The sequence below is a fragment of the Pontibacter sp. CAU 1760 genome (assembly GCF_054482735.1).
On the sequence record NZ_JBTLRL010000006.1, the window covers coordinates 266,454 to 286,539 of the forward strand.

19 protein-coding genes and 1 pseudogene are annotated in these 20,086 nt (G+C 50.6%); 13 read left to right on the plus strand and 7 right to left on the minus strand.

The genetic code is table 11. The annotated features are described in order from the left end of the window. The first annotated feature begins 78 nt into the window (after positions 1-78). Both mtgA and ACXYMU_RS10975 read left to right on the plus strand, forming a co-directional pair. Complete coding sequence (gene mtgA, locus ACXYMU_RS10970) at positions 79-819, plus strand: monofunctional biosynthetic peptidoglycan transglycosylase (RefSeq protein ID WP_458986434.1); 741 nt, start codon at positions 79-81, stop codon at positions 817-819. Continuing rightward, complete coding sequence (locus ACXYMU_RS10975; RefSeq protein WP_458986435.1) at positions 809-1,261, plus strand: YybH family protein; 453 nt, start codon at positions 809-811, stop codon at positions 1,259-1,261. The genes mtgA and ACXYMU_RS10975 overlap by 11 nt, the downstream gene beginning before the upstream one ends. A 43-nt stretch (positions 1,262-1,304) precedes the next feature. Here ACXYMU_RS10975 and lepB read toward each other — a convergent pair whose 3' ends face one another. The 4 genes and pseudogenes from lepB to ACXYMU_RS10995 form a co-directional block, all read right to left on the minus strand. After that, a complete protein-coding gene (lepB, locus tag ACXYMU_RS10980; RefSeq protein WP_458986436.1) occupies positions 1,305-1,862 on the minus strand; it encodes a signal peptidase I in 558 nt (185 codons plus the stop codon). A gap of 90 nt (positions 1,863-1,952) precedes the next feature. Next, positions 1,953-2,099 (minus strand): annotated as a pseudogene (locus tag ACXYMU_RS10985) (S26 family signal peptidase); the annotation flags it as partial. Further along, on the minus strand, positions 2,045-2,392 hold the full coding sequence (locus tag ACXYMU_RS10990; protein WP_458986437.1) for a S26 family signal peptidase: 348 nt from the start codon (positions 2,390-2,392) through the stop codon (positions 2,045-2,047). The pseudogene ACXYMU_RS10985 and the gene ACXYMU_RS10990, both read right to left, overlap by 55 nt. 128 nt (positions 2,393-2,520) lie before the next feature. Next, positions 2,521-2,817, minus strand: a complete 297-nt coding sequence (locus ACXYMU_RS10995) for a Sec-independent protein translocase subunit TatA/TatB (protein WP_458986438.1) — start codon at positions 2,815-2,817, stop codon at positions 2,521-2,523. 455 nt (positions 2,818-3,272) lie between these two features. Here ACXYMU_RS10995 and ACXYMU_RS11000 point away from each other — a divergent pair, with 455 nt between their 5' ends. The 4 genes from ACXYMU_RS11000 (at position 3,273) to ACXYMU_RS11015 (ending at position 5,875) form a co-directional block, all read left to right on the plus strand. Next, a complete protein-coding gene (locus ACXYMU_RS11000; protein ID WP_458986439.1) occupies positions 3,273-3,785 on the plus strand; it encodes a glycine zipper domain-containing protein in 513 nt (170 codons plus the stop codon). Positions 3,786-3,867: 82 nt separating this feature from the next. Next, positions 3,868-4,323 carry a YybH family protein gene (locus ACXYMU_RS11005; RefSeq protein WP_458986440.1) on the plus strand — a complete coding sequence of 152 codons (456 nt, stop codon included), beginning with the start codon at positions 3,868-3,870 and terminating at the stop codon, positions 4,321-4,323. 138 nt (positions 4,324-4,461) lie between these two features. Beyond that, positions 4,462-5,142: a site-2 protease family protein gene (locus ACXYMU_RS11010; RefSeq protein ID WP_458986441.1), complete on the plus strand. Its 681-nt coding sequence runs from the start codon at positions 4,462-4,464 to the stop codon at positions 5,140-5,142. Positions 5,143-5,260: 118 nt separating this feature from the next. Next, complete coding sequence (locus tag ACXYMU_RS11015; protein ID WP_458986442.1) at positions 5,261-5,875, plus strand: MarC family protein; 615 nt, start codon at positions 5,261-5,263, stop codon at positions 5,873-5,875. A gap of 101 nt (positions 5,876-5,976) precedes the next feature. On the opposite strand, the gene ACXYMU_RS11020 is transcribed toward ACXYMU_RS11015, so the two are convergent. From ACXYMU_RS11020 to ACXYMU_RS11030, 3 genes are read right to left on the minus strand one after another with little or no spacing between them, the layout of a single operon-like run. Then, entirely contained in the window at positions 5,977-6,852 is an 876-nt protein-coding gene (locus ACXYMU_RS11020) for a universal stress protein (RefSeq protein ID WP_458986443.1), read from the minus strand. Further along, entirely contained in the window at positions 6,849-8,513 is a 1,665-nt protein-coding gene (locus ACXYMU_RS11025) for a BCCT family transporter (RefSeq protein ID WP_458986444.1), read from the minus strand. The genes ACXYMU_RS11020 and ACXYMU_RS11025 overlap by 4 nt, the downstream gene beginning before the upstream one ends. An 18-nt stretch (positions 8,514-8,531) precedes the next feature. After that, positions 8,532-9,680, minus strand: coding sequence for a hypothetical protein (locus ACXYMU_RS11030; protein WP_458986445.1), 1,149 nt, complete (start codon positions 9,678-9,680; stop codon positions 8,532-8,534). A gap of 525 nt (positions 9,681-10,205) precedes the next feature. On the opposite strand from ACXYMU_RS11030, the gene ACXYMU_RS11035 reads away from it, so the two are divergent. The 7 genes from ACXYMU_RS11035 to ACXYMU_RS11065 all read left to right on the plus strand — a co-directional run bounded on the left by ACXYMU_RS11035 (position 10,206) and on the right by ACXYMU_RS11065 (position 20,076). Beyond that, a complete protein-coding gene (locus ACXYMU_RS11035; RefSeq protein ID WP_458986446.1) occupies positions 10,206-11,636 on the plus strand; it encodes an FAD-binding oxidoreductase in 1,431 nt (476 codons plus the stop codon). Positions 11,637-12,268: 632 nt separating this feature from the next. After that, positions 12,269-12,514, plus strand: coding sequence for a pyrroline-5-carboxylate reductase family protein (locus ACXYMU_RS11040; RefSeq protein WP_458986447.1), 246 nt, complete (start codon positions 12,269-12,271; stop codon positions 12,512-12,514). After that, positions 12,496-13,161 carry a pyrroline-5-carboxylate reductase family protein gene (locus ACXYMU_RS11045; RefSeq protein WP_458986448.1) on the plus strand — a complete coding sequence of 222 codons (666 nt, stop codon included), beginning with the start codon at positions 12,496-12,498 and terminating at the stop codon, positions 13,159-13,161. Before ACXYMU_RS11040 ends, ACXYMU_RS11045 begins: the two co-directional genes overlap by 19 nt. Before the next feature lie 192 nt (positions 13,162-13,353). After that, on the plus strand, positions 13,354-14,445 hold the full coding sequence (proB, locus tag ACXYMU_RS11050; protein WP_458986449.1) for a glutamate 5-kinase: 1,092 nt from the start codon (positions 13,354-13,356) through the stop codon (positions 14,443-14,445). Between the two features lie 4 nt (positions 14,446-14,449). Next, the gene (locus ACXYMU_RS11055) at positions 14,450-15,697 is read left to right on the plus strand and encodes a glutamate-5-semialdehyde dehydrogenase (protein ID WP_458986450.1); all 1,248 of its coding nucleotides are present in this window, start codon (positions 14,450-14,452) and stop codon (positions 15,695-15,697) included. A gap of 208 nt (positions 15,698-15,905) precedes the next feature. Next, complete coding sequence (locus ACXYMU_RS11060; protein WP_458986451.1) at positions 15,906-18,491, plus strand: BamA/TamA family outer membrane protein; 2,586 nt, start codon at positions 15,906-15,908, stop codon at positions 18,489-18,491. An 850-nt stretch (positions 18,492-19,341) separates the two neighbouring features. Then, positions 19,342-20,076, plus strand: a complete 735-nt coding sequence (locus tag ACXYMU_RS11065; protein ID WP_458986452.1) for an alpha/beta fold hydrolase — start codon at positions 19,342-19,344, stop codon at positions 20,074-20,076. Positions 20,077-20,086: the final 10 nt, after the last annotated feature.

Below are 20,086 nucleotides of genomic sequence, written 5' to 3' on the forward strand. Positions count from 1 at the left end.
CCAGTGTTAGGGGTATGGCCGGACCCTTGCTTCGTCTTGAGAACTCATTACCTTTGCTGCTGGAAGGACATAATGAAGATGAGTAAAAAGCGTTTGGGGCTGAAAGCGATTAGGCTGTTGTTCGTAAAACTGGTGCTGACCCTGTTTTTGCTGAGCATTGCCTGGGTGTTGCTATACCGGTGGGTGTCGCCGCCCGCTACCCTGCACATGCTAAAGCGCCGTGCTGAGGCTGCCGATGCTGGCAAAGAATCACCCCAGATAGAATACACTTTTGTGACTTTAGAGGAGATGTCGGACCAGCTCCCCCTGGCAGTGGTGGCCTCCGAAGACCAGCTCTTCCCGATGCACAGTGGCTTCGATGTCAATGCGATCCTGGATGCCTTCAAGCGCAACCAAAAGGGCGGTAACATACGGGGAGGCAGCACGATCAGTCAGCAGGTAGCCAAAAACGTTTTTCTGTGGCACGGGCGCAGCTACCTTCGCAAAGGCATGGAAGCCTACTTTACGGTGCTGATAGAGGCATTGTGGGGCAAGGAGCGCATCCTGGAGGTTTACCTGAACATTGCCGAAATGGGCAATGGCATTTTCGGGGTAGAGGCAGCCAGCAGAACGTATTTCAAGAAGCCAGCCCTGGAGCTTGGGCGGCAGCAGGCAGCGCTGCTTGCGGCGGTACTGCCCAACCCAATTAAGTTCTCCGCGCAACGGCCTTCCGGGTATGTTTTAAGGCGGCGGGCACGCATTGCCCGCGCCATGCGCAGCCTGGGAGGCGTCACCTACATCAAAGATATTATACCCCAAAAAGAGGAAGATGAGAAATAACCTACTTCTGGCAGGTGGCCTATTTCTGCTCCTGAGTTGCAACATCGCTAAAGAACAGGCAGTGAGCACCACCAATGCAGGCGAAGCCGTGCGGGAGGTGCTGGCGATGCAAAGCGCCTGCTGGAACAAGGGCGATCTGGAATGCTACATGCAGGGTTATTGGCAATCAGACTCCCTGCTGTTTATCGGCTCGAGAGGGTTGACGTATGGCTGGCAGCAAACATTGCAGAATTACCGGAAAGGATACCCGGATGCCGCTGCCATGGGCCAACTCTCGTTTGACCTGAAAGAGGTACGCCCCTTGTCGCCTGAAACTATGCTGGTAGTAGGCAGATGGCACCTGAAGCGGGAAGTTGCCGCCGGCGACCTGCAGGGGCATTTTTCCGTAATCTTCCGCAGGTTTGAGGAGGGGTGGCGCATTATTGCCGATCACTCCAGCTAGCTATGGATACCTTTTTTAACAGGAGTTGAGGGCCTATCCTGCCTTAATCAATGCGCGTAAAAAGACGTTCCCACCTGATGCTGTCCAGCCAACCAGCTTCGGGGTCGGTGGACATACACACAAACAGTGCCTTGCCTACCACATGGTCTTCGGGCACAAATCCCCAAAACCTGGAGTCGAGTGAATTATGGCGGTTGTCCCCGAGCATAAAATAGTAGTTCTGCCGGAAAGTATACGTTTGCTGCTCCTTCCCGTCGAGGTATAGCTTGCCATGGCGGATAACAGCCTTTCCCTGGTTTTCATACCTCCTAATGATATCCTGGTACAGCTGCAGCGTAAGAGGGGTGATGGCTATGCTGGCGCCTGCCGCCGGTATGTAGAACGTCTCCATGTTATCGGCGTTAGAGGGGTGTGAACGAGTGCTTTTCAGGATGATGGCCTCATCTGCCTGGTCTGCAGGCATCGTTTGTTTTTTTACCTCCTGCACAAATTCCAGTTCTTGTAACGCTGCTGCCTGCGCTGCTGAGGCGTAAACCTTGTACCCTCCCTGGTCCGGATAGCTGCTGGTTATACCTCTTTCCTTAAAAAAAGCCTGATTCAACACCCTGCTAGTGACTACAAAATAACTTGTTTGAGAATTTTCCGGTAGGGGTATGACTTTGCCGTTAATGAAAACATCCCCGCCCCGAGTGCTCATGGAATCGCCGGGTAGGCCCAGGCAACGCTTGATATAATGCGTCTTCTGATCGAGCGGGTGTTCCTGTTCCGCAGGGAAATTAAATACTACGGCATCGTGGCGATGGATAGAAGAAAAGCCGGGCAGGCGGTATGGTTGAATCCGGTAAGGTCTGAGTAGGCAGGTAACGCCGTTCCCCAGAGCTTTTGGTGAGTCAGCGGAACCTGTAGCAGTGTGGCCGGAGTGCGGGGGCCATAATGCAGTTTGCTCACATAGATATAGTCGCCAACCAGTAGCGAGCCCTCCATCGAGGAACTAGGTATGGCATAGCGCTCAAAACTCGTCCAGCGGATAAGCGTGGCAAACACCACAGCGAAAAGTGCCGCATTCGCCCACTCGCGGGTAACGGATTTTTGTTTGTTGGGATTTCCTTTCTTCCAGAACTTAAAAGACATAGGCGTAGCAACAGTCTAGTATATGATTTTACTATATACAACTGTTGCTACGCCTACGCTATTGTTTTAACCCCTATAACTCCTGCTAAACTTAAGCAAAGTATATAAGGATCAAGCTAAAAACCAGTTTATAGCGTGGTTTTTCCAGTGTGTGTTTCAGTGGTGTGGTGCGTTTCCGGGGTGCGTACCTCTTGATGGGTTCTGCGCTCATCAGAAGCTCTGCGCTCATGATTATTCGAAGAATCTTCTATGTCGTTCTTGATCTCGTTGGTTGCGTCTTTAAACTCCCGGATACCGCGGCCAAGGCCTTTTGCAAGTTCAGGTATCTTTTTAGCACCGAAAAGCAACAAGACTACCACTAAAATAAGGATTACCTCTGTGCCACCTAAGCCGCCTATAAATAAGAATATGTTGTTTAATACCATTTTCGTCTGTTTGAGTTCTGTTAAAGGTTATGCCTATACTAACGGGAGCAACCGGGTTATGGATTGCTGTAGTGCCGAATTTGTCAGTTTCGCGGCTTCGCGACAGGCGCTAGGGCTTTCGTATTGAGCAAGTTGATGACCGTATTTATTGTCCTGTTTTTTTAACTAAAGTCCCTCTCTGGGCATTGCGGGTCAGGAAGGCAACAAGTATATGCAGGATGTAGTATACTGTTTCTATCTATACGCTCAAGGAATATTTTAATTGAGCGTCATGTTTTGTGAAAGCGGTAATATGTCAGGTAAAGAGTCCATTCATAAAGGTGAAAGGGGATATTTAGGCATTAAAGCTAAATCGAAATAGAGCCTTTAATAGAAGGTGAAAACTTATTTGGCATATCTATTGCTAACCTGATTTTCATGGAGTAAGAAGTTTTATTCAACTAAAGAAAAATTGTATGAACAAGTTACATTATATTCTGAGCCTGTTACTGCTGGTAGCGGTAGCATTTGGCGGATCAGCTGAAGCACAAAAGAAAAAGTGGAGCCCACAAGCGAAGGGGGCGATCATCGGTACTGCCACCGGCGCGACAGCCGGTGCTGTGATCCATAAGCGCAACCGTGTGGTAGGAGGCGTAATTGGCGGTGCGGTCGGCGGAGGTGCCGGTTATGTCATCGGTAAGCGAATCGACAATAAGAATAAAGAGCGCGAGGCCGCCCGAATTGCGGAAGCCAACCGGATTGCAGCCGCTAACAGAGCCGCTACCGCGCGCCGTGCTGAGAGCAATACTGTTGCAGCCACTAACAGAGCCGCAACGCCAGCCTCTATACCACCTGCGGTAGCCGCGTTGAATTCTTACCAAACTGCGCAGGACCCGGTTATCTATAACATGGCCCTGCTGCCAAACGACTCGTATGGCGACCCAACCAAACCTTACTATACCTCAGAATATCGAAGAAAAAGCTGGTAAAGCATGCTGCGGCGGCAGGTCAATAGACTTGTATAGACCTGCCGCTGCCAGCTGCCTATTTTCCACCTAAAGAAATAAGATTATGAAACCATTCGTGTTAATATTAGCCTTTGCTACCCTATTCACTTCATGCAAGCAGACAGCGGAAACGGTAAACATTCAGGACCTGAACAAGCAGTTTATCGCCGCCTGGAACAATAATGCCGCCAGTGAGCTGAATGCCTTGTTGGCTGATGATGTAGATTTTGTGCAGGGCGAGGCCCATTACAAAGGCAAAGCCGAAGTTGCGGAAAAGTGGGTAGGCGAAACGCTGGGCACCATCAAAGATCTGAAGACAAATGTTGTCAGCTCTGGCGAAGACGGGGAGATTGCATACGAGGCGGGTACTTTCTCTGTGGATGTACTGCCAAGTTCTCCGGAGATGCCCCATGGGTACGGTGAGGGGAACTTTATCCTGCTCTGGAAAAAAGGCGAAGACGGTTCCTGGAAACTAAGCTACGCCCAACTGGAAGACATGCCCGTTCAGGCAAAGAATTAGCATATTGAAACGTATACCTAAGGCCGCTTCCCTGAAATGGAAGGCGGCCTTTAATTTTTTCAACACAGTTCTATGCGCGCGGGTAACTCTATACCCAAAGATGTAAACCTATAAGCTCGAAAGCGTATGTTATAGCCTATGTTTGAGTTACAAGATCTGCCTAAGTTTTTTCTGGCTTTCTTCCTGGTGTTACCTATCATCTCTTTTCTGCACGAATCAGGGCATGTTTTTTTTGCCTGGCTCATGGGGGCTAAAAACATCAAGGTAACCATAGGGTCCGGGAACGTGATCCTTAGGGTAGGCATGGTGGAGGTGCGCAAATACTATTTTTGGTACGGCCAATGCACCTTTGATAACCTGAGGCGCAACAACCGGCTTGCCAATATCCTGGTGTTTGCCGGAGGCTCTTTTTTCAACGCCATAGGCGCCCTGGTTATCATCTACCTGATTGAGCACAACCATTTGGAAGCGGGCATGCTGACGTATCAGTTTACCTATTTCTCCCTGTATTACATTTTCTTCGCCATGTTGCCCATGCTATACCCCGATGGCAACAAAAGTGACGGCAAGATCATCCTCGACTTGATACGTAACAAAGAGTCGCCGGGCGGCAATTTTTTTAAGGTGCAGTGGGATGAGGGCGCCCAGCAGTGGTGTGTGCTAAACCGAGACGGGGAGTGCCTCTATAAGCACGAGGACGAGGCACAAGCACTGGAAAATGCCCGCGCAGCAGCACAGCAGAACAGGCCAAGTCGACTTGTGAAATCCAGGGAAGGAAAGGAGGAGGAGGTAGAAAATTACCCGCGGGTGCCGCTCTAGCCTTGGTTTTGCCTCAGGATTTCTCAACTTGTGGCTTCTTCCTGCTCGGAGCGCTTACGTAGGCGCATTTGCAGGAGCTCAAAACATTGTTTTACCGATAATTACCATACACCAGCCTATGATCGCAGCAATTTTTAGCTTTTTAGTGATGCTGAATCCATTTGCGCTTTTTTTATACCTAAAGCCAGTCATGCAGGACCTCTCGGACGCGGATTTTCGCTCCGTTTTCCTGAAAGCCTCCATCATCTCGTTTTTCATCTTTATGGTGTTCTTATTGTTCGGTGATGTGGTGTTCCAGAAAGTGTTCCGGATAAATTTTGAGTCCTTTCGGATTTTTGGCGGGATAGTTCTTTTCTCGCTTGCCTATATCTTTATTGTGCAGGGCAAAAAAGCCTTTATCCAGATTAAGGGAGACCTGCACGACCTTGCTTCTGAGATTGCATTGCCCTTTATGGTAGGCGCGGGCACCATTTCCCTGACCATCCTGATGGCCGACGAACTGGTGCTTTGGCAGAGCGTGCTTTCGCTGGTGTTGATCATGTTCTTTAACTTTGCCATCATTATGGGCTTGAAGATGATCAGGGGAGGGATGCGCTCCAAAAGGGTGCAAACCGCTTTCGATAAGAACATGGAATTACTGCTGCGCATCAACGGCTTCTTTGTAGGGGCCATTGGCGTGGATATGGTCGTAACCGGAATCAGCAACCTGGTGCAGAATACCATGAACACCTAGTTCGCATCAAAGCTAAAAAAAGGCCCATTCCCGTTTATACCTTTCAATCAAAAAGGTTAAACGGGGATGGGTCTTATTATACCCGGGTAATTTGATTTCGCTTATTTGATGACCTCTTCGGAGTAAACCAGCCAAAGCGGCGTGTTGATTTCCATGTTGTAAATCTGCGTAGGCACGCTACCCAGGCTGAGCGACGGAATTGGGTTATTCCCTTTTAGCCCAAGCACCAGCAGGTCATGCTTGCCCTTGCGCAGTTGTAACACAATCCGTTCCGCAATGCTCTTGCCGGCAGCCCGCACCAGGGTATAGGGTAGGTCAGCAATTTCCTTGTGGTCTTTCTGCATCTCCGTAAACCTGTTCCGCACCACTTCTTCAGCCTTTTTGATCGCTTTCTCTTCTGAGATCAGGGGGAAATACTGCGTCGGGAGCTTATACACATGTACAATTTCGAGGTGAAGGCCCAGTTGGTCTGCCAGGCTCTTGCTCAGGTGCAGGGCGTGGATGGAGGTGTCCGAGAAATCTATAGGCGTCAGGACATTGCTGATGTTGAAGCTGGCTGTTTCAGGGAGCACGAGCACGCTGCAGGGCAGGATGCGAAGCAGCTTCCTGCCAAGGGCTCCCGTGCTTTTGTCGCTCATACGCTTGCCAAGCAGCGTCAGTTTTATCTTGTAGCGCTTCACGAGCTCAGCCATGATCACCTCCGTGTTCGGCTCCTCGCTTACCAGGATCTCATACTCGGCAGCGTTTCCAAATCCTTCCGCCACGATGTCGGAGATGTTGCCCTCGATTTCGCTTACCAAATCCACGTCCCCGAAGAAGTCCCTGAAATCGTCGCTCAACTCAGAGGTTCTGACATTATGGACGAAGTATACCTTCCTAACGGTTAGGCGCTCGCAGATAGAGCGGGTAAACGCTACTAATTTCTCATCTATGTCACTCAGGTCCAGGCAGACCATCATCGCGTCGATCGCTATCATAGTATCGGTTTGTTTGTGTTATTTTCTCTGTTATTTCCCTCGGCCAACTTAGCCTCATGTTTCACGGCACGCTTTGAGAGTACCTCAGACACCAGCTGCTGGTAGTCCTTGCGCTGCTGTGCATGGCCCAATTTAGTTTCCTCTTCCAGTTCTTCGCTCAGGCCACGGTATAAGCTGTAGCACATAATGAGCAGTATAATGGCAAAAGGCAGTCCCGTGATGATCACCGCCGTCTGGAGGGCCTGCAGGCCTCCGCCTAAAAGCAGTACAGCCGCCACAGCACCCTCGGCCAGGGCCCAGAAGATACGGATGGCCACCGGGGAGTCTGCGCGACCGCCGGAGGTCAGGCTATCCACCACCAATGAACCGGAGTCGGAAGACGTGACGAAGAAGCCCGTGACGAGGATAATGCCGATCACGGAGAGCACCGTGGAGAAGGGGAGTTGCTCGAAGAACACGAACAAGGCAGTGGACATGTCGGTCGCCACCGCTTCTGCTACGGCAGTTTCCCCGGCCAGCACATCGCGCAGGGCAGTACTTCCGAAAACGGTCATCCAGAGGAAAGAAAGCAGAGAAGGCACGATCAGCACGCCCAGCACAAACTCTTTGATGGTACGGCCCTTCGAGACACGGGCAATAAAAATACCCACGAATGGCGCCCATGAGATCCACCAGGCCCAGTAAAAGACGGTCCAGCCCCCTTGCCAGTTTGTAGTGGCATAGGCCTCATTCCAGAAAGATAACTGCAGAAAATTACCGAGGTATGATCCGGTGTTTTGGACGTAAGAGCCCAGAATAAACACTGTCGGTCCTAAAACGAGCACGGCTACCAACACTAACAGGGCAATCCGTATGTTCCACTCGCTCAGGATACGTACCCCTTTGTCTACACCGGTCACCACCGAAATAGTGGCTATACCTGTGATGCCGGCAATCAGCATGACCTGGGTCGTAACGTCGCTGGAGATCACCGGGAACACATGGTGCAAACCGGCTGCCACCTGCTTTACACCCAATCCCAGGGAAGTGGCCAGGCCGAACACCGTGGCGATCACTGCCAACACGTCAATCACATCACCGATCCGGCCATGAATGCGTTCGCCTAGAAACGGGTAGAACACTGAGCGGATGGTGAGCGGTAATTTACGGCTGTATGTAAAGTATGCCAATGAAAGCCCCACCAGTGCATAAATGGCCCAGGCATGAAAACCCCAGTGCAGAAACGTGAAGTTCATAGCCTGGCGCGCGGCCTCCGGTGTACCCGATTCACCCATCGGCGGCGTCTGGAAGTGGTTGATCGGCTCAGCGATGCTCCAGAACAGCAAGCCGATACCCATACCTGCACTGAACAGCATGGCAAACCAGGAGGATGTGCTGAACTCAGGCTTTGCGTTTTTGCCGCCCAACCGTATATCGCCGAACTTGCCAAATGCCATGTAAAGGCAGAAGACCACAAATACGTTCACGCTCAGGATGAACAGCCAGCCCATGGTGGAGGTAACCGCCGCCTGTACGTCCGCAAAAAATGCCTCTGCACCCTCCCGGAAAATGAGCACCAGGGTAATACTTAGAATTAATATGATAATGGAAGACCAGAAAACAGGACCGTTTACTTCCAGCCCAAATGATTTCTTGGTGTCGCTTCTTGCTACTTTACTCATTCATCTAGCTTTTTATGATCAGAAATAATATCCCATGTTGATGTTAAAGCGCATGTGCCAGTCGGTATCGCCGGGGGTGCCTTCGGTAAAGGCATTTGCCCACTGCGGACCTAGCCAGGGCTGGTTATACCCAAAGGCGGCATCGGTGTAGATATACATAGAGCCTGCCGTAAATAGGGCGCCTAATACGTTCATGTGCGAGTTTTCGAAGCCTGCTACGCGCTTGTTATAGTAGCCGTAGTTGTCGTAGAAAGTGATGCCCTGCAGCACCTTGGAGTCGATGGGAAGGTGGTAGGAAACATTAGCCGTATAGAGCTCGCCTTTGTCTGCCACATTGTAATTGGCTCCGTAAGCGCCCATTTCCACAAAATCGAGATCCTGCCCTGTAGCGTACTTCGGGTTAATCCGGTAATACATGGCTTGCAGCTTCACGTTCCAAGGGCTTTCCTGTGGCTTGTACTCATAGTGGATGGCGCTGGCGTGGCGGGTGCCGTTTTCCTCTGTGTCGAGGTTATACACCAAACCACCTTGCACCGATGCTCCCAGCTCATGCTCCATGCCTTCACCTATACGGCGGAGCGCCTTGAAGTTAAGCTGGTTGTTTTCTTTGTTGCGGCCGGTTATGTCATAAGAGTAGCGGTTTGGGCTCGGTTCAGATGGTCCGAATACAAACTCCTCCGCATTTTTGTAAAAAGCTGCCTGCCATTGCCACCTGCCCGTATCGTGTATATACTTCACGCCCATGTCGTGGTCATCCTCGAAGCCCACATAATAAGTAATGTTGAAGAACCAGTTATGCGAATTGTACTGCTGAATACCAAAAGGCACCTGGTTGAGGCCGACCTGTATCTGGGAGACATCCGAAAAGTCGTATTGAAACCACCCCTGCTTCAAGAAGCCGCCACCGAACCCTTCGGAATATTGGCGGTATTCCGCATTCAGTTTAATGCCCTTGTAGGCTGCGATGGCGTTGATGCGGAAGACATCAAACCCGAAATCCCCGCCGCGTTCCACTTGGTCATCCTTCCAGGTAGAGAGGTTATAATTAAAGCGAAGCGCGCCGCCTAGCTGCAAAGTCGGCTTTTCCTCCGGTTTGTCATCCGGGCTTTGCGCAGAAGCAAAATTGGATAAAAACAGCGCAAAAGCGAGTAGAAGTATTTTATTCATGTTTTGTATTATTTCATACAACGGTATTTAGCATATCTATTGTTTGGACGATATTATGGCAGAAATGTTGTCATAAATCAATTATTCCCGTGTTACATTCATTCGTGTTTTAACTTTATGAAAAGCATAAATCAATGATATCATGTGTGCTATATACTAATTTTGTTGTGCTGAAAATATGGTAAAAAAAGGTCGAGGGGGTGATAGGGTGGATATGCCTACATCTAATTTAATACCGCGTCTGGCGTTGTAGTAGCCCTGTTTCTTTACCTGTGACCGCTGATTTTTACCGTCTGGCTTTTGCTCCCCTACCTGAGGAAAGCTATTTTAAATTCATACTACGTGCGCTCCACGCTGTAGTAGCTTATACCTATATACATGCGTGTTGTTTAGTGTAAATTACTGATAAACAGTTGATTATTTGTGGCAAAGCTAAGTTTATACTGAGGTAAGTTATACGGGTATTGAAATAGATAACGTATAAATTAAAATGTATAAAGTAACATTTTAGAACAGGAGGCTGTGATGAAGGAGTATAATGTCAAAACAATAGACGGTGGTACAAAGCAACTGTCGTCAGAAGCGCTTAACCAGTTTTCAGATAAACTGCGGGGTGAGGTGGTAACCCCGGATGCATCAAATTATGATGAAGTCCGGGCAATCTGGAACAGTATGATAGATAAACGCCCTAGTTTAATTGTGCAATGCGCAGGCACGGCCGATGTGCAACAGGCCGTGCAATTGGCGGCAGAGCATCGGTTGTTAGTATCGGTGCGCGGCGCTGGCCACAACATTGCAGGCAGCGCCTTAACGGAGGGCGGTTTGATGATTGACCTAAAGCCGATGAAGGGAATCAGGATAGACCCGGAAAACAGGACGGCACGGGTGCAGCCAGGCTGTACGCTGGGTGACTTCGACCAGGAAGCGCAGGCTTTTGGCCTGGCTACCCCAATTGGCGTGAGTTCTACGACAGGTATAGCCGGACTAACCCTTGGGGGAGGTTTCGGGTGGATAAGCCGAAAATACGGGATGACCATTGATAACCTGCTCAGCGCGGATTTGGTAACGGCAGATGGGAAATTGCTGCACACCAACGAGCAGCAGCACCCTGATTTGTTCTGGGCCATAAGAGGAGGGGGCGGGAATTTTGGCATCGTCACCTCTTTTGAGTTTAAGCTGCACCCAGTGGGGCCCGAAGTCCTGTCCGGGCTCTTAATATACCCGTTTGAGGAAACTAAAAAAGTCCTGGATTACTACCGCGCGTTTTCCGCTAAGCTTTCCAACGAATCCACCGTATGGGCTATCACGCGCTATGCGCCCCCGTTGCCTTTTTTACCCGAGCAGTGGCACGGGAAGCTTGTGATTATATTGGCTGCTTTCCACACGGGCAACATGCAGGAAGGCGAAAAGGTGTTCAAGCCGCTTCGTGAATTTATGAGACCAATTGTGGATGTGATCGGTCCACACCCCTTTATCAAGTGGCAGCAAGCCTTTGATCCGTTGCTGACGCCGGGCTCCCGCAACTACTGGAAGTCCCACAATTTCGAATCGCTGTCGGATGAGGTGATTGAACAACTGATTGCCTTTTCCAAAAAACTGCCGTCATCGCAAACAGAAATCTTCATCGGTCAGGTAGGCGGCAAGATGAACGAGGTTGCCCCGGATGCGACTGCTTATCCGCACCGCACCGCTAACTATGTGATGAATGTGCACACCCGCTGGGACGATGCCGCTCAGGACGATGCCTGCATTTTGTGGGCGCGGGACTTCTACGAGGCAACGGCCCCTTATGCCACCGGTGGTGTTTATGTCAATTTCATGACGCAGGATGATGCGAGCCGCATTGGCTCTGCCTATGGCCCGAACTACGACCGTCTCGTCCATATCAAGTCGAAGTATGACCCACAAAACCTGTTCCGAAGCAACCAAAACATTAAACCGCTGGCGATGGCATAAATTCAGGACCACCGTGCGATAGGCTACACCGCTGGCGAGGCGTTTTTAGTTGTCAGTTTCTTAGGGCAGGCGCAGTAGCGCAGGCAAATTAACGCAGCGGTTTAGCACCTCCCCCTGACGTAAGTTGAAGGGTGTGTAATAGTAGAAAATTGCAATTTCCCGTTGTGGTTGCTTGCACGCCACGCCAGGGCTATACCATGCTTTTTTGCCAACTTGATATAAAAGTGCGGCTTAATTTAAAAATAAAATAAAAGCTCATGCAAGCATGATTTTAGATCAATATTAAATCAAAAATGCGAAGACTAATTTGATTAGGCTTAAAAGTGAAATGATCAGTTCGTTTAGTAAGTTGTTAGGCGCGTGTAAATCCCTTTATTTCAATTTGATGTGATTTTGTGTGCCAGTGGTCCTTATGCACGCATCATATCATGAAGCGCTAATATTACCGCAATTTACACGGTATAATTAGCTATATAGATTGGCTATGTGAAACGACTTCAGAAACAGTGTCCCAGTGGTGCGTAACACCCTGTCTATTTTTTATCCACCTCATTTTTTTGTACTTTTGCAGTCAGGCAATTCAACAATCGCCTGACATTTATATTCACCGAACAAACAAAAAACACATTAGCATGCAGATTGATAACGTAGCCATCCTGGGAGCAGGTAATCTTGGAAAAGCCATTGCAGAAGGACTTTTGAGCAATGGGAAATATGAGCCGGAGAATATCTATGTGACCAGGAGAAACACGAAATCACTACAACATCTCAAAGATAAAGGCCTGCACGTGACCAGCGACAATAACTTTGCAGTGAAGAATTGCCGGTATATATTGCTTTGTGTGCAGCCCGGCTTTGTGTGCAGCCCGCTCAATTAGAGCATGTCCTCAACGCCATCAAGCCTGACCTGGACCCTGAGAAGCATGTACTGATGAGCGTAATCGCCGGGGTCACGATCGAAAACATTTATGACCTGGCGGGAGACTTCCCGATTGTAAGGTGCATGCCAAACACCGCTATATCGGTGCATGAGTCCATGACCAGCCTTGCTTTCAACACGCGAGCAGCCGGTGTGGAGGATGACGTGCAGGAAATATTCAACTGCCTTGGCGAAACCCTGGTGATCGAGGAGGAACTGATGGCCGGTGCCACGGTACTTTGTTCCAGCGGTATCGCGTTTAACATGCGGTTCATCCGGGCTGTAACGCAGGGTGGGATTCAGTTGGGGCTGGATGCCGAGGACGCCCAGAAGATTGCCGTACAGGTAAGTAAAGGCGCTTCCACGCTACTTAAGATCAACCGATCGCACCCAGAGCAGGAAATTGATAAGGTAACCACTCCGGAGGGCTGCACGATTACCGGCCTGAACGAGATGGAGCACCAGGGCCTGAGTTCTGCCGTGATCAAAGGACTGGTAGAGTCGCATCAGCGTATCCTTACCCTAAAAGAGCAGCGCGAGAAAAGCGCAGGCAGCAATAGCAACGATAGAATTACCCTGGGTGCCTTGCAGGATCTCTTGAAGTAAGGCACGCCATTTCTCTTTCACAGACTGTTCCCGGAAGGCTAACCAATCGGCGCTCCTCCCAAGCACCCCGCCTGGCTGCTTAAGCAGCCAGGCGGGGTGCTTCTGTACTACAATACTTTTTAAAGCCTGACAGCGCGGCAGTTAACAGTGGTTTTCTGCCCGCTGCCTATTTATACATCAGCAAAAACAAACATGGATTATCAACCTCAGCGGGTCGTCGTGAAAGTCGGTTCTAATGTACTGACCAAAGCAGACGGCTCACCAGACAAAGAACGAATGGCCAAAATTGTCGGCCAGATTGTTTATTTGAAGGAGAAAGGCGTTCAAGTAGTGCTCGTCTCTTCGGGGGCGGTTGCCTTTGCCCGCAACAACATCACGTTTGATGAAAAAACGGAGGCTGTCGTGCAGCGGCAGATCCTGGCCTCAGTCGGGCAGATCGACATCATTCACTCTTACAAGGACCTCTTTCGCGAGGCAGGCCACCAGGTAGCGCAAATTGTCGTAACGCCCCAGGATTTCCTGTCGCGACGGCACTTCCTGAACATCAAAGGGTGCCTGACGGGCCTGCTAAACCACAACATCATCCCGATCATCAATGAGAACGATGCTGTGGCTGTAACGGAGCTTATGTTTACGGACAACGATGAGCTGGCCAGTATGACCGCCGCCATGATCGACGCCGACACCCTGTTGCTGCTGACCAATGTGGACGGTATCTATAAAGGGCACCCCGATGACCCTGCCTCCATACTCATAGAGCGCGTAGCCAGCCGAAGCAGGGGTATGGGCCGCTATGTATCTTCCTCCAAGTCGTCGTTTGGGCGCGGGGGGATGCAGAGCAAGATGAAGATGGCCAAGAAGGCCGCTTACCTGGGTATCCATGTGTTTATTGCCAACGGTAACCGCGACAATGTGCTGGTCGATTTTTACAATAACGAACTGACGGCTACCTATTTTGAGCCGGAGTCGATGAAGCCGGGCCTGAAGAAGTGGGTCGCTCACAGCGATAACTACACCAAGGGCGAAGTGGTGATTAACGCGGGGGCGAAAGAGGCCCTGCATTCCGATGACGCCAACAGCTTGCTTCCGGTGGGCATCGTAGCCGTGTCAGGCAACTTCTCGAAAGGGGACATCATCCGGGTGACCGATGAGCAGGGCGAACGCCTGGGCCTCGGAAAAGCAGAGTACGGCTCTAAGAAAGCAACCGAGAGAATAGGTTTGAGTAATCAAAAACCTATCGTACATTACGATTATCTTTATTTATTTGAATACCACAGTGTCTAACAATATGAGTTTACAACAGGTTTTTAGCAGTGTTAAGCAGGCCAGCAGAAAGCTGAGCCTATTGCCAGAGGAAAAAGTCGTGCAGGTGCTCGAGGACCTGGCGTCGCGGGCAGTGGAGGCTACCGATACCATCCTGGCCGCGAACCAAAGGGACCTGGACCGCATGGACGCTGATGACCCCAAATACGACCGGCTGAAGCTGACCGCTGACCGTATCGCAGGCATCGCCGCCGATCTGCGCAGCGTGGCCAAATTGCCTTCGCCGCTTGGCAGGGTGCTGTCGGAGCGTAGCCTGGAGAATGGCCTGCAGCTGAAGAAAGTATCCGTGCCGCTCGGCGTGATCGGTATTATTTACGAGGCCCGGCCAAACGTGACATTTGACGTTTTCAGCCTTTGCCTTCGTTCAGGCAATGCCCTGCTCCTGAAAGGCGGCAGCGATGCCAACGAATCGAATGTGGCGATCGTGAAGCTGATTCATGAAGTGCTGGCGCAGCATGGCGTCGATACGAACATTGTGCAACTGCTTCCGCCAGACCGCGAGGCCACGCACGAAATGCTGCACGCTGTGGAGTATGTGGACGTGATTATCCCGCGCGGAAGCCAGGGCTTGATCAATTATGTGCGCGAAAACTCCAAAGTCCCTGTGATCGAAACCGGCGCAGGCATTGTGCATACTTACTTCGATGAGTTTGCCGACCTGGAGAAAGGCAAAGAGATCGTGGTGAATGCCAAGACCCGCCGGGTAAGCGTGTGCAATGCCCTGGACAGCCTGGTGATTCACCAAAGCAGGCTGGCAGACCTCACGGCGATTGGCAAGGGTCTGGCCGAGAAGCAAGTGGAGGTGTTTGCCGATGCGCCTGCCTACGGTGTACTGAAGGCTACTTACCCGGAAAACCTGCTGCACCCGGCTACCGACGAGCACTTCGGCACAGAGTTCCTGTCGCTGAAAATGGCGGTTAAAACAGTTGCCAGCCTGGACGAGGCGATTGACCATATCAACGCCCATACCTCGCAGCACAGTGAGGCCATTATCTCGGAAAACGAGGAGCATGTAGACCAGTTTATGCGTGCCGTGGATGCCGCTGCCGTTTACGCGAATACTTCTACCGCCTTCACAGACGGCTCCCAGTTTGGTTTAGGTGCCGAGATAGGCATCAGTACCCAGAAGCTGCATGCACGAGGCCCTATGGCCCTGGAAGAGCTTACCAGTTATAAATGGCTCGTGAAGAGCAACGGACTGGTCAGGGCATAGCCTTATGAAAGTATCCTTAACACAGCAGCCGCCAGCAGGAAGTCCTGCTGGCGGCTGCTGTGTTTATACCCCCTTGGTTAGGCCGAAGTATGCATTATCAGCATACTTCGGTGGCCTTGGCCTGGATTGCCTGGGGGCAAACAGCAGATCAGGTTGACTGTGATGCCTCTTTTTCCGTACATGTGCTTCATACACATTTAAACCCTATATGCTGCTAAAGTTTATTAAGCTAAGCGCCTTATCGCTTAGTATCTGCTTAGGTAGTGCCTCTCAAAGCTTCAGCCAAACGGCTTTCCCAGATAGCATCACCCTTGCCATTGCCCCTGAATACAATGATGTTAGCAACGCCCACCGGTACTGGTTTGGCGAGAACTACCGCACCATCTGGGCAACGCCCGTCAAAATGCGCGTGTTTAACATGGGCGCGGAAAGAGGGGGGATGAAGATCCTGAAGCAGGGCGGTGGGCAGCAGACGAAATCACTGCGGCTCGAAGACGCGGACGGTAACGAGTGGGTGCTGCGCACGATCCAGAAAGACCCCGGATTAGCCCTGCCTGAGAACCTGCGCGCCACTGTGGCCAAATCCATTGTGCAGGACCAGATCTCTGCATCCCACCCGTTCGGGGCCCTGGTGGTGCCACCGCTAGCCAAAGCCCTGGGGGTGCCCCACGCCAACCCGGAGGTCGTATACCTCCCCGACGACCAGGCCCTGGGAGAATACAGAAAAGAGTTTGCCGAGAAGGTATACCTGTTTGAAGAGCGGGAGCCGCTCCTGGCCAGAGACACCGACAATACCGAGAAAGTACTGGAAGAGCTGGAAGACGACAACGACAACCGCGTGGAACAAACCCTGGTGCTACGGGCCAGGCTGCTTGACATCGTGATCGGCGACTGGGACCGGCACGATGACCAGTGGCGCTGGGTGGAGCGCGAGGATTCGTTAGGCGACTTATACCTGCCCTTGCCCCGCGATCGGGACCAGGTTTTTTTTGTGAATACCGGCGTCATCCCGACAGTGGCTTCCCGAAAGTGGATCATGCCCAAGTTTCAGGGGTTTGATGAGAAGATCAGGGATATTGAAGGGTATAATTTTAATGCCCGCTACTTTGACAGGCTGTTCCTGAACGGGCTTAGCGAGTCGGAATGGCAGGCGCAGGTGAAGAACGTGCAGCAGGCCCTGACCGACCAGTTGATTCAGGAGGCAGTTCGCCGGTTGCCTGACCCGATCTACCGCTTGTCGGGGAAGGAAATCGCCTCGAAGCTATTGGCGCGGCGCGACAACCTGATGGAGCAGGCCATGCGGTACTACCGCTTCCTGGCAAAAACCGTGGATGTGGCCGCTTCGGATAAAGACGAGTTGTTTAAGATAAGCTACGGAAACGAAAACGGGCCTCTAACTGTCAGTATTCACAAGAAAGTGGACAATGACAAACGAGGGAGGCTGCTCTACCAACGCACCTTTGACCCCGCGGTAACCAAGGAGGTGCGCCTTTACGGAAGGGGCGATGATGACACATTTGTGGTGAAGGGGCAGGCAAAGACGCCTATTAAGGTGAGGCTGGTTGGCGGGGGCAGCGACGACACGTTTCAGGTGGAGGATAGCTTTCGCAACAGGCAAAGGTTATACATCTATGACCGCTCAGACGAGGACGATGTGTTCCCGAAGGCATCGCTTGCCAAAATCCGCACAGCTAAAAACGATGCGATCAATGAATTTGATCCACGGGCATTTGAGTATGATGTGGTGATGCCCCTACTGACGGTGGGGTATAACCTGGACGATGGGGTGTTGGTTGGTGCAGGCCTGCTGTATACCAGGCACGGTTTCCGCAAAAAGCCCTTTGCGGCCCGACACCGGCTGCTGCTGGGCCATGCCCTTGCTACCAATGCGACCTTTTTCAGGTACAACGGCTATTTTACGGATATATGGGGCCAAACGAGCTTGTCGGTGGATGTGGACGGGCGCGCCCCAAACAATACAAGCAATTTCTTCGGTATCGGCAACGAGACCAACTTTCTGGAAGTGGGGGACAGGCCCATCCGCTACTACCGCACCCGCTACGACTTTGTAACTTCTGAAATAAAACTGCACCGCAACATGGGGCCGCATCTAAAGCTTAATGCTGGACTCGCTGCCCAGGTTTACAACAATGAGGCTTCGGACAACGAGGGGCGCTTTATCGTGTCTTATCAGGAGCAACGCCCTGCAGAGCGCATCTTCTCCGGAAAACTCTTCGCGGGTGCTGTTACGGGGCTTGAACTGGACACGCGTTCAGATAAAATGCTACCGTCTAGCGGGGTGCATTTTGATTTGTTGGTAAAAGCCATGAAGCAGTTAGATGACGCCAGGAACAGCTTCGGGCAGGCGCAGGCAGCTTTCAGTTTCTACCTGAACCCAGGAGGCAACAGCCATCTGGTGTTGGCGAACCGGGTAGGGGGCGGTACCACCATCGGGCAGCCGGATTTCTATCAGTTGCTGTACCTTAGTGGGAACAACAACCTGCGCGGCTACCGCAACTTCCGTTTTGCCGGCGAAAGCATGTTATACCATAACCTGGAACTGCGCTACAAGCTGTTTGACTTCAAATCATATCTCTTCCCCGGCTCCGTTGGCCTGATCGGTTTTCATGATATTGGCCGCGTGTGGGCGGAGGGCATGCCTTCCGATAAATGGCACACCGGTTATGGCGGTGGCTTTTATCTGGTACCTGCCAAACTGATTTTACTGCAGGGAGTAGTGGGCGTCTCGGAAGAAGACGTACTGCCCTATGTATCGGTGGGTTTCAGGTTTTAAGCAGACGGCCACGTGATGGCTGGACTTTCGCTTTGCTTCCAAGGGTATTAAGTGTATTTGCGTTGAAAGCGCTTTCACTCTTTTCTTGCGAATCCCATCAGGATAAAATCAACCGGTGTCTGTAGACGCATGATCTATCAAACGCAGGAACAAAGCATACAGGGCGAACTGCCAACATGTTTGGATAAGCGGGGCAAATCCTGCATTCATCCAGGCACTTGATATAGCCCGTATCTAATGGGGGGAGAAATGTGGACCGATCTATGCAATGTAAGATATAAAATAGACCAGGATATAATTGGTTATAATAACTTTATTATAATAAATATAACAAAAAAACGTTTTATTATTGCATGTGATCGTATGCGAATGAAGGTTAAATGATTGTAGGCTGTTACATCTTATTTAAGGGTTTGGCTAGACGAAGTGACGGAGGGTGCGGTACAGTTTAAACCAAGCTTCGGCTATTTGGAGCGAACTCACAATAAAGTTAATTGGTATGTAACTAAAAGAGTTCTTTGGAAACCTTAGTAATGCATCTGGAAATTTCCTGGGCATAGGATAATCAAAAAATCATACCTACTGTTGATTCTTCAACTTCATTGTTGCGTGTACCAGTAAATTGCTTAGGAACAGCGGATTTGACACAAATTATTTTGATACGTGCTACATGCAGCGTTTAGCGCTTCGGACTACAAACTATCATGCAATATAATTGCATATAAAACTTAAGCGTACAATTAGTACATTTGGGTAAATAACTTCACACGTGATTAAATCACTTAATTCTAAAACATTGGATATTCTAAAAAGAAATAATGTACAGATAAGTGGGAGCGGCGATAAAGTTATGCTCTTTGCCCACGGCTATGGCTGTGACCAGAACATGTGGCGCTACATCACCCCGGCTTTTCAGGACGATTACAAAATTGTTCTGTTTGATTTAGTGGGTGCAGGCAAGTCCGACAGCTCGGCTTTCAACAAAGTAAAATACGAAACGCTGCACGGCTATGCCAATGACGTGAACGAGATCTGTGACGCGCTAAATGTAAAAGACATCGTTTTTGTAGGCCACTCGGTGAGCGCGATGATCGGTGCCCTGGCGGCGATTGACAGACCAGAGCACTTCGAAAAACTGGTGATGATCTGCCCGTCTCCCTGTTACATTAACAAGGATGATTATACCGGCGGGTTTTCTGAGCAGGACATACAGGAACTGCTGGAGTCATTAGACAGCAACTATCTGGGCTGGTCTGCTGCCATGGCTCCCGTAATTATGGGTAACTCGGACCGTCCGGAGTTAGGGCAGGAACTGACCAACAGTTTTTGCCGCACCAACCCTGAAATTGCCAAGCATTTCGCCCGCACCACTTTCCTCTCGGATAACCGTGCCGATTTGAAAAAGATTAAAGCCAAAGTGCTGATCCTGCAGTGTTCTGAAGACGTGATCGCCCCTATGAAAGTAGGCGCTTATACCCAGCAGAACATTGCTGACAGTGAACTGATGGTATTGAAGGCAACCGGACATTGCCCCAACCTGAGTGCACCCCAGGAAACGATAGTTGCGATGAAGGCATTCTTGTAGGTTAATAACA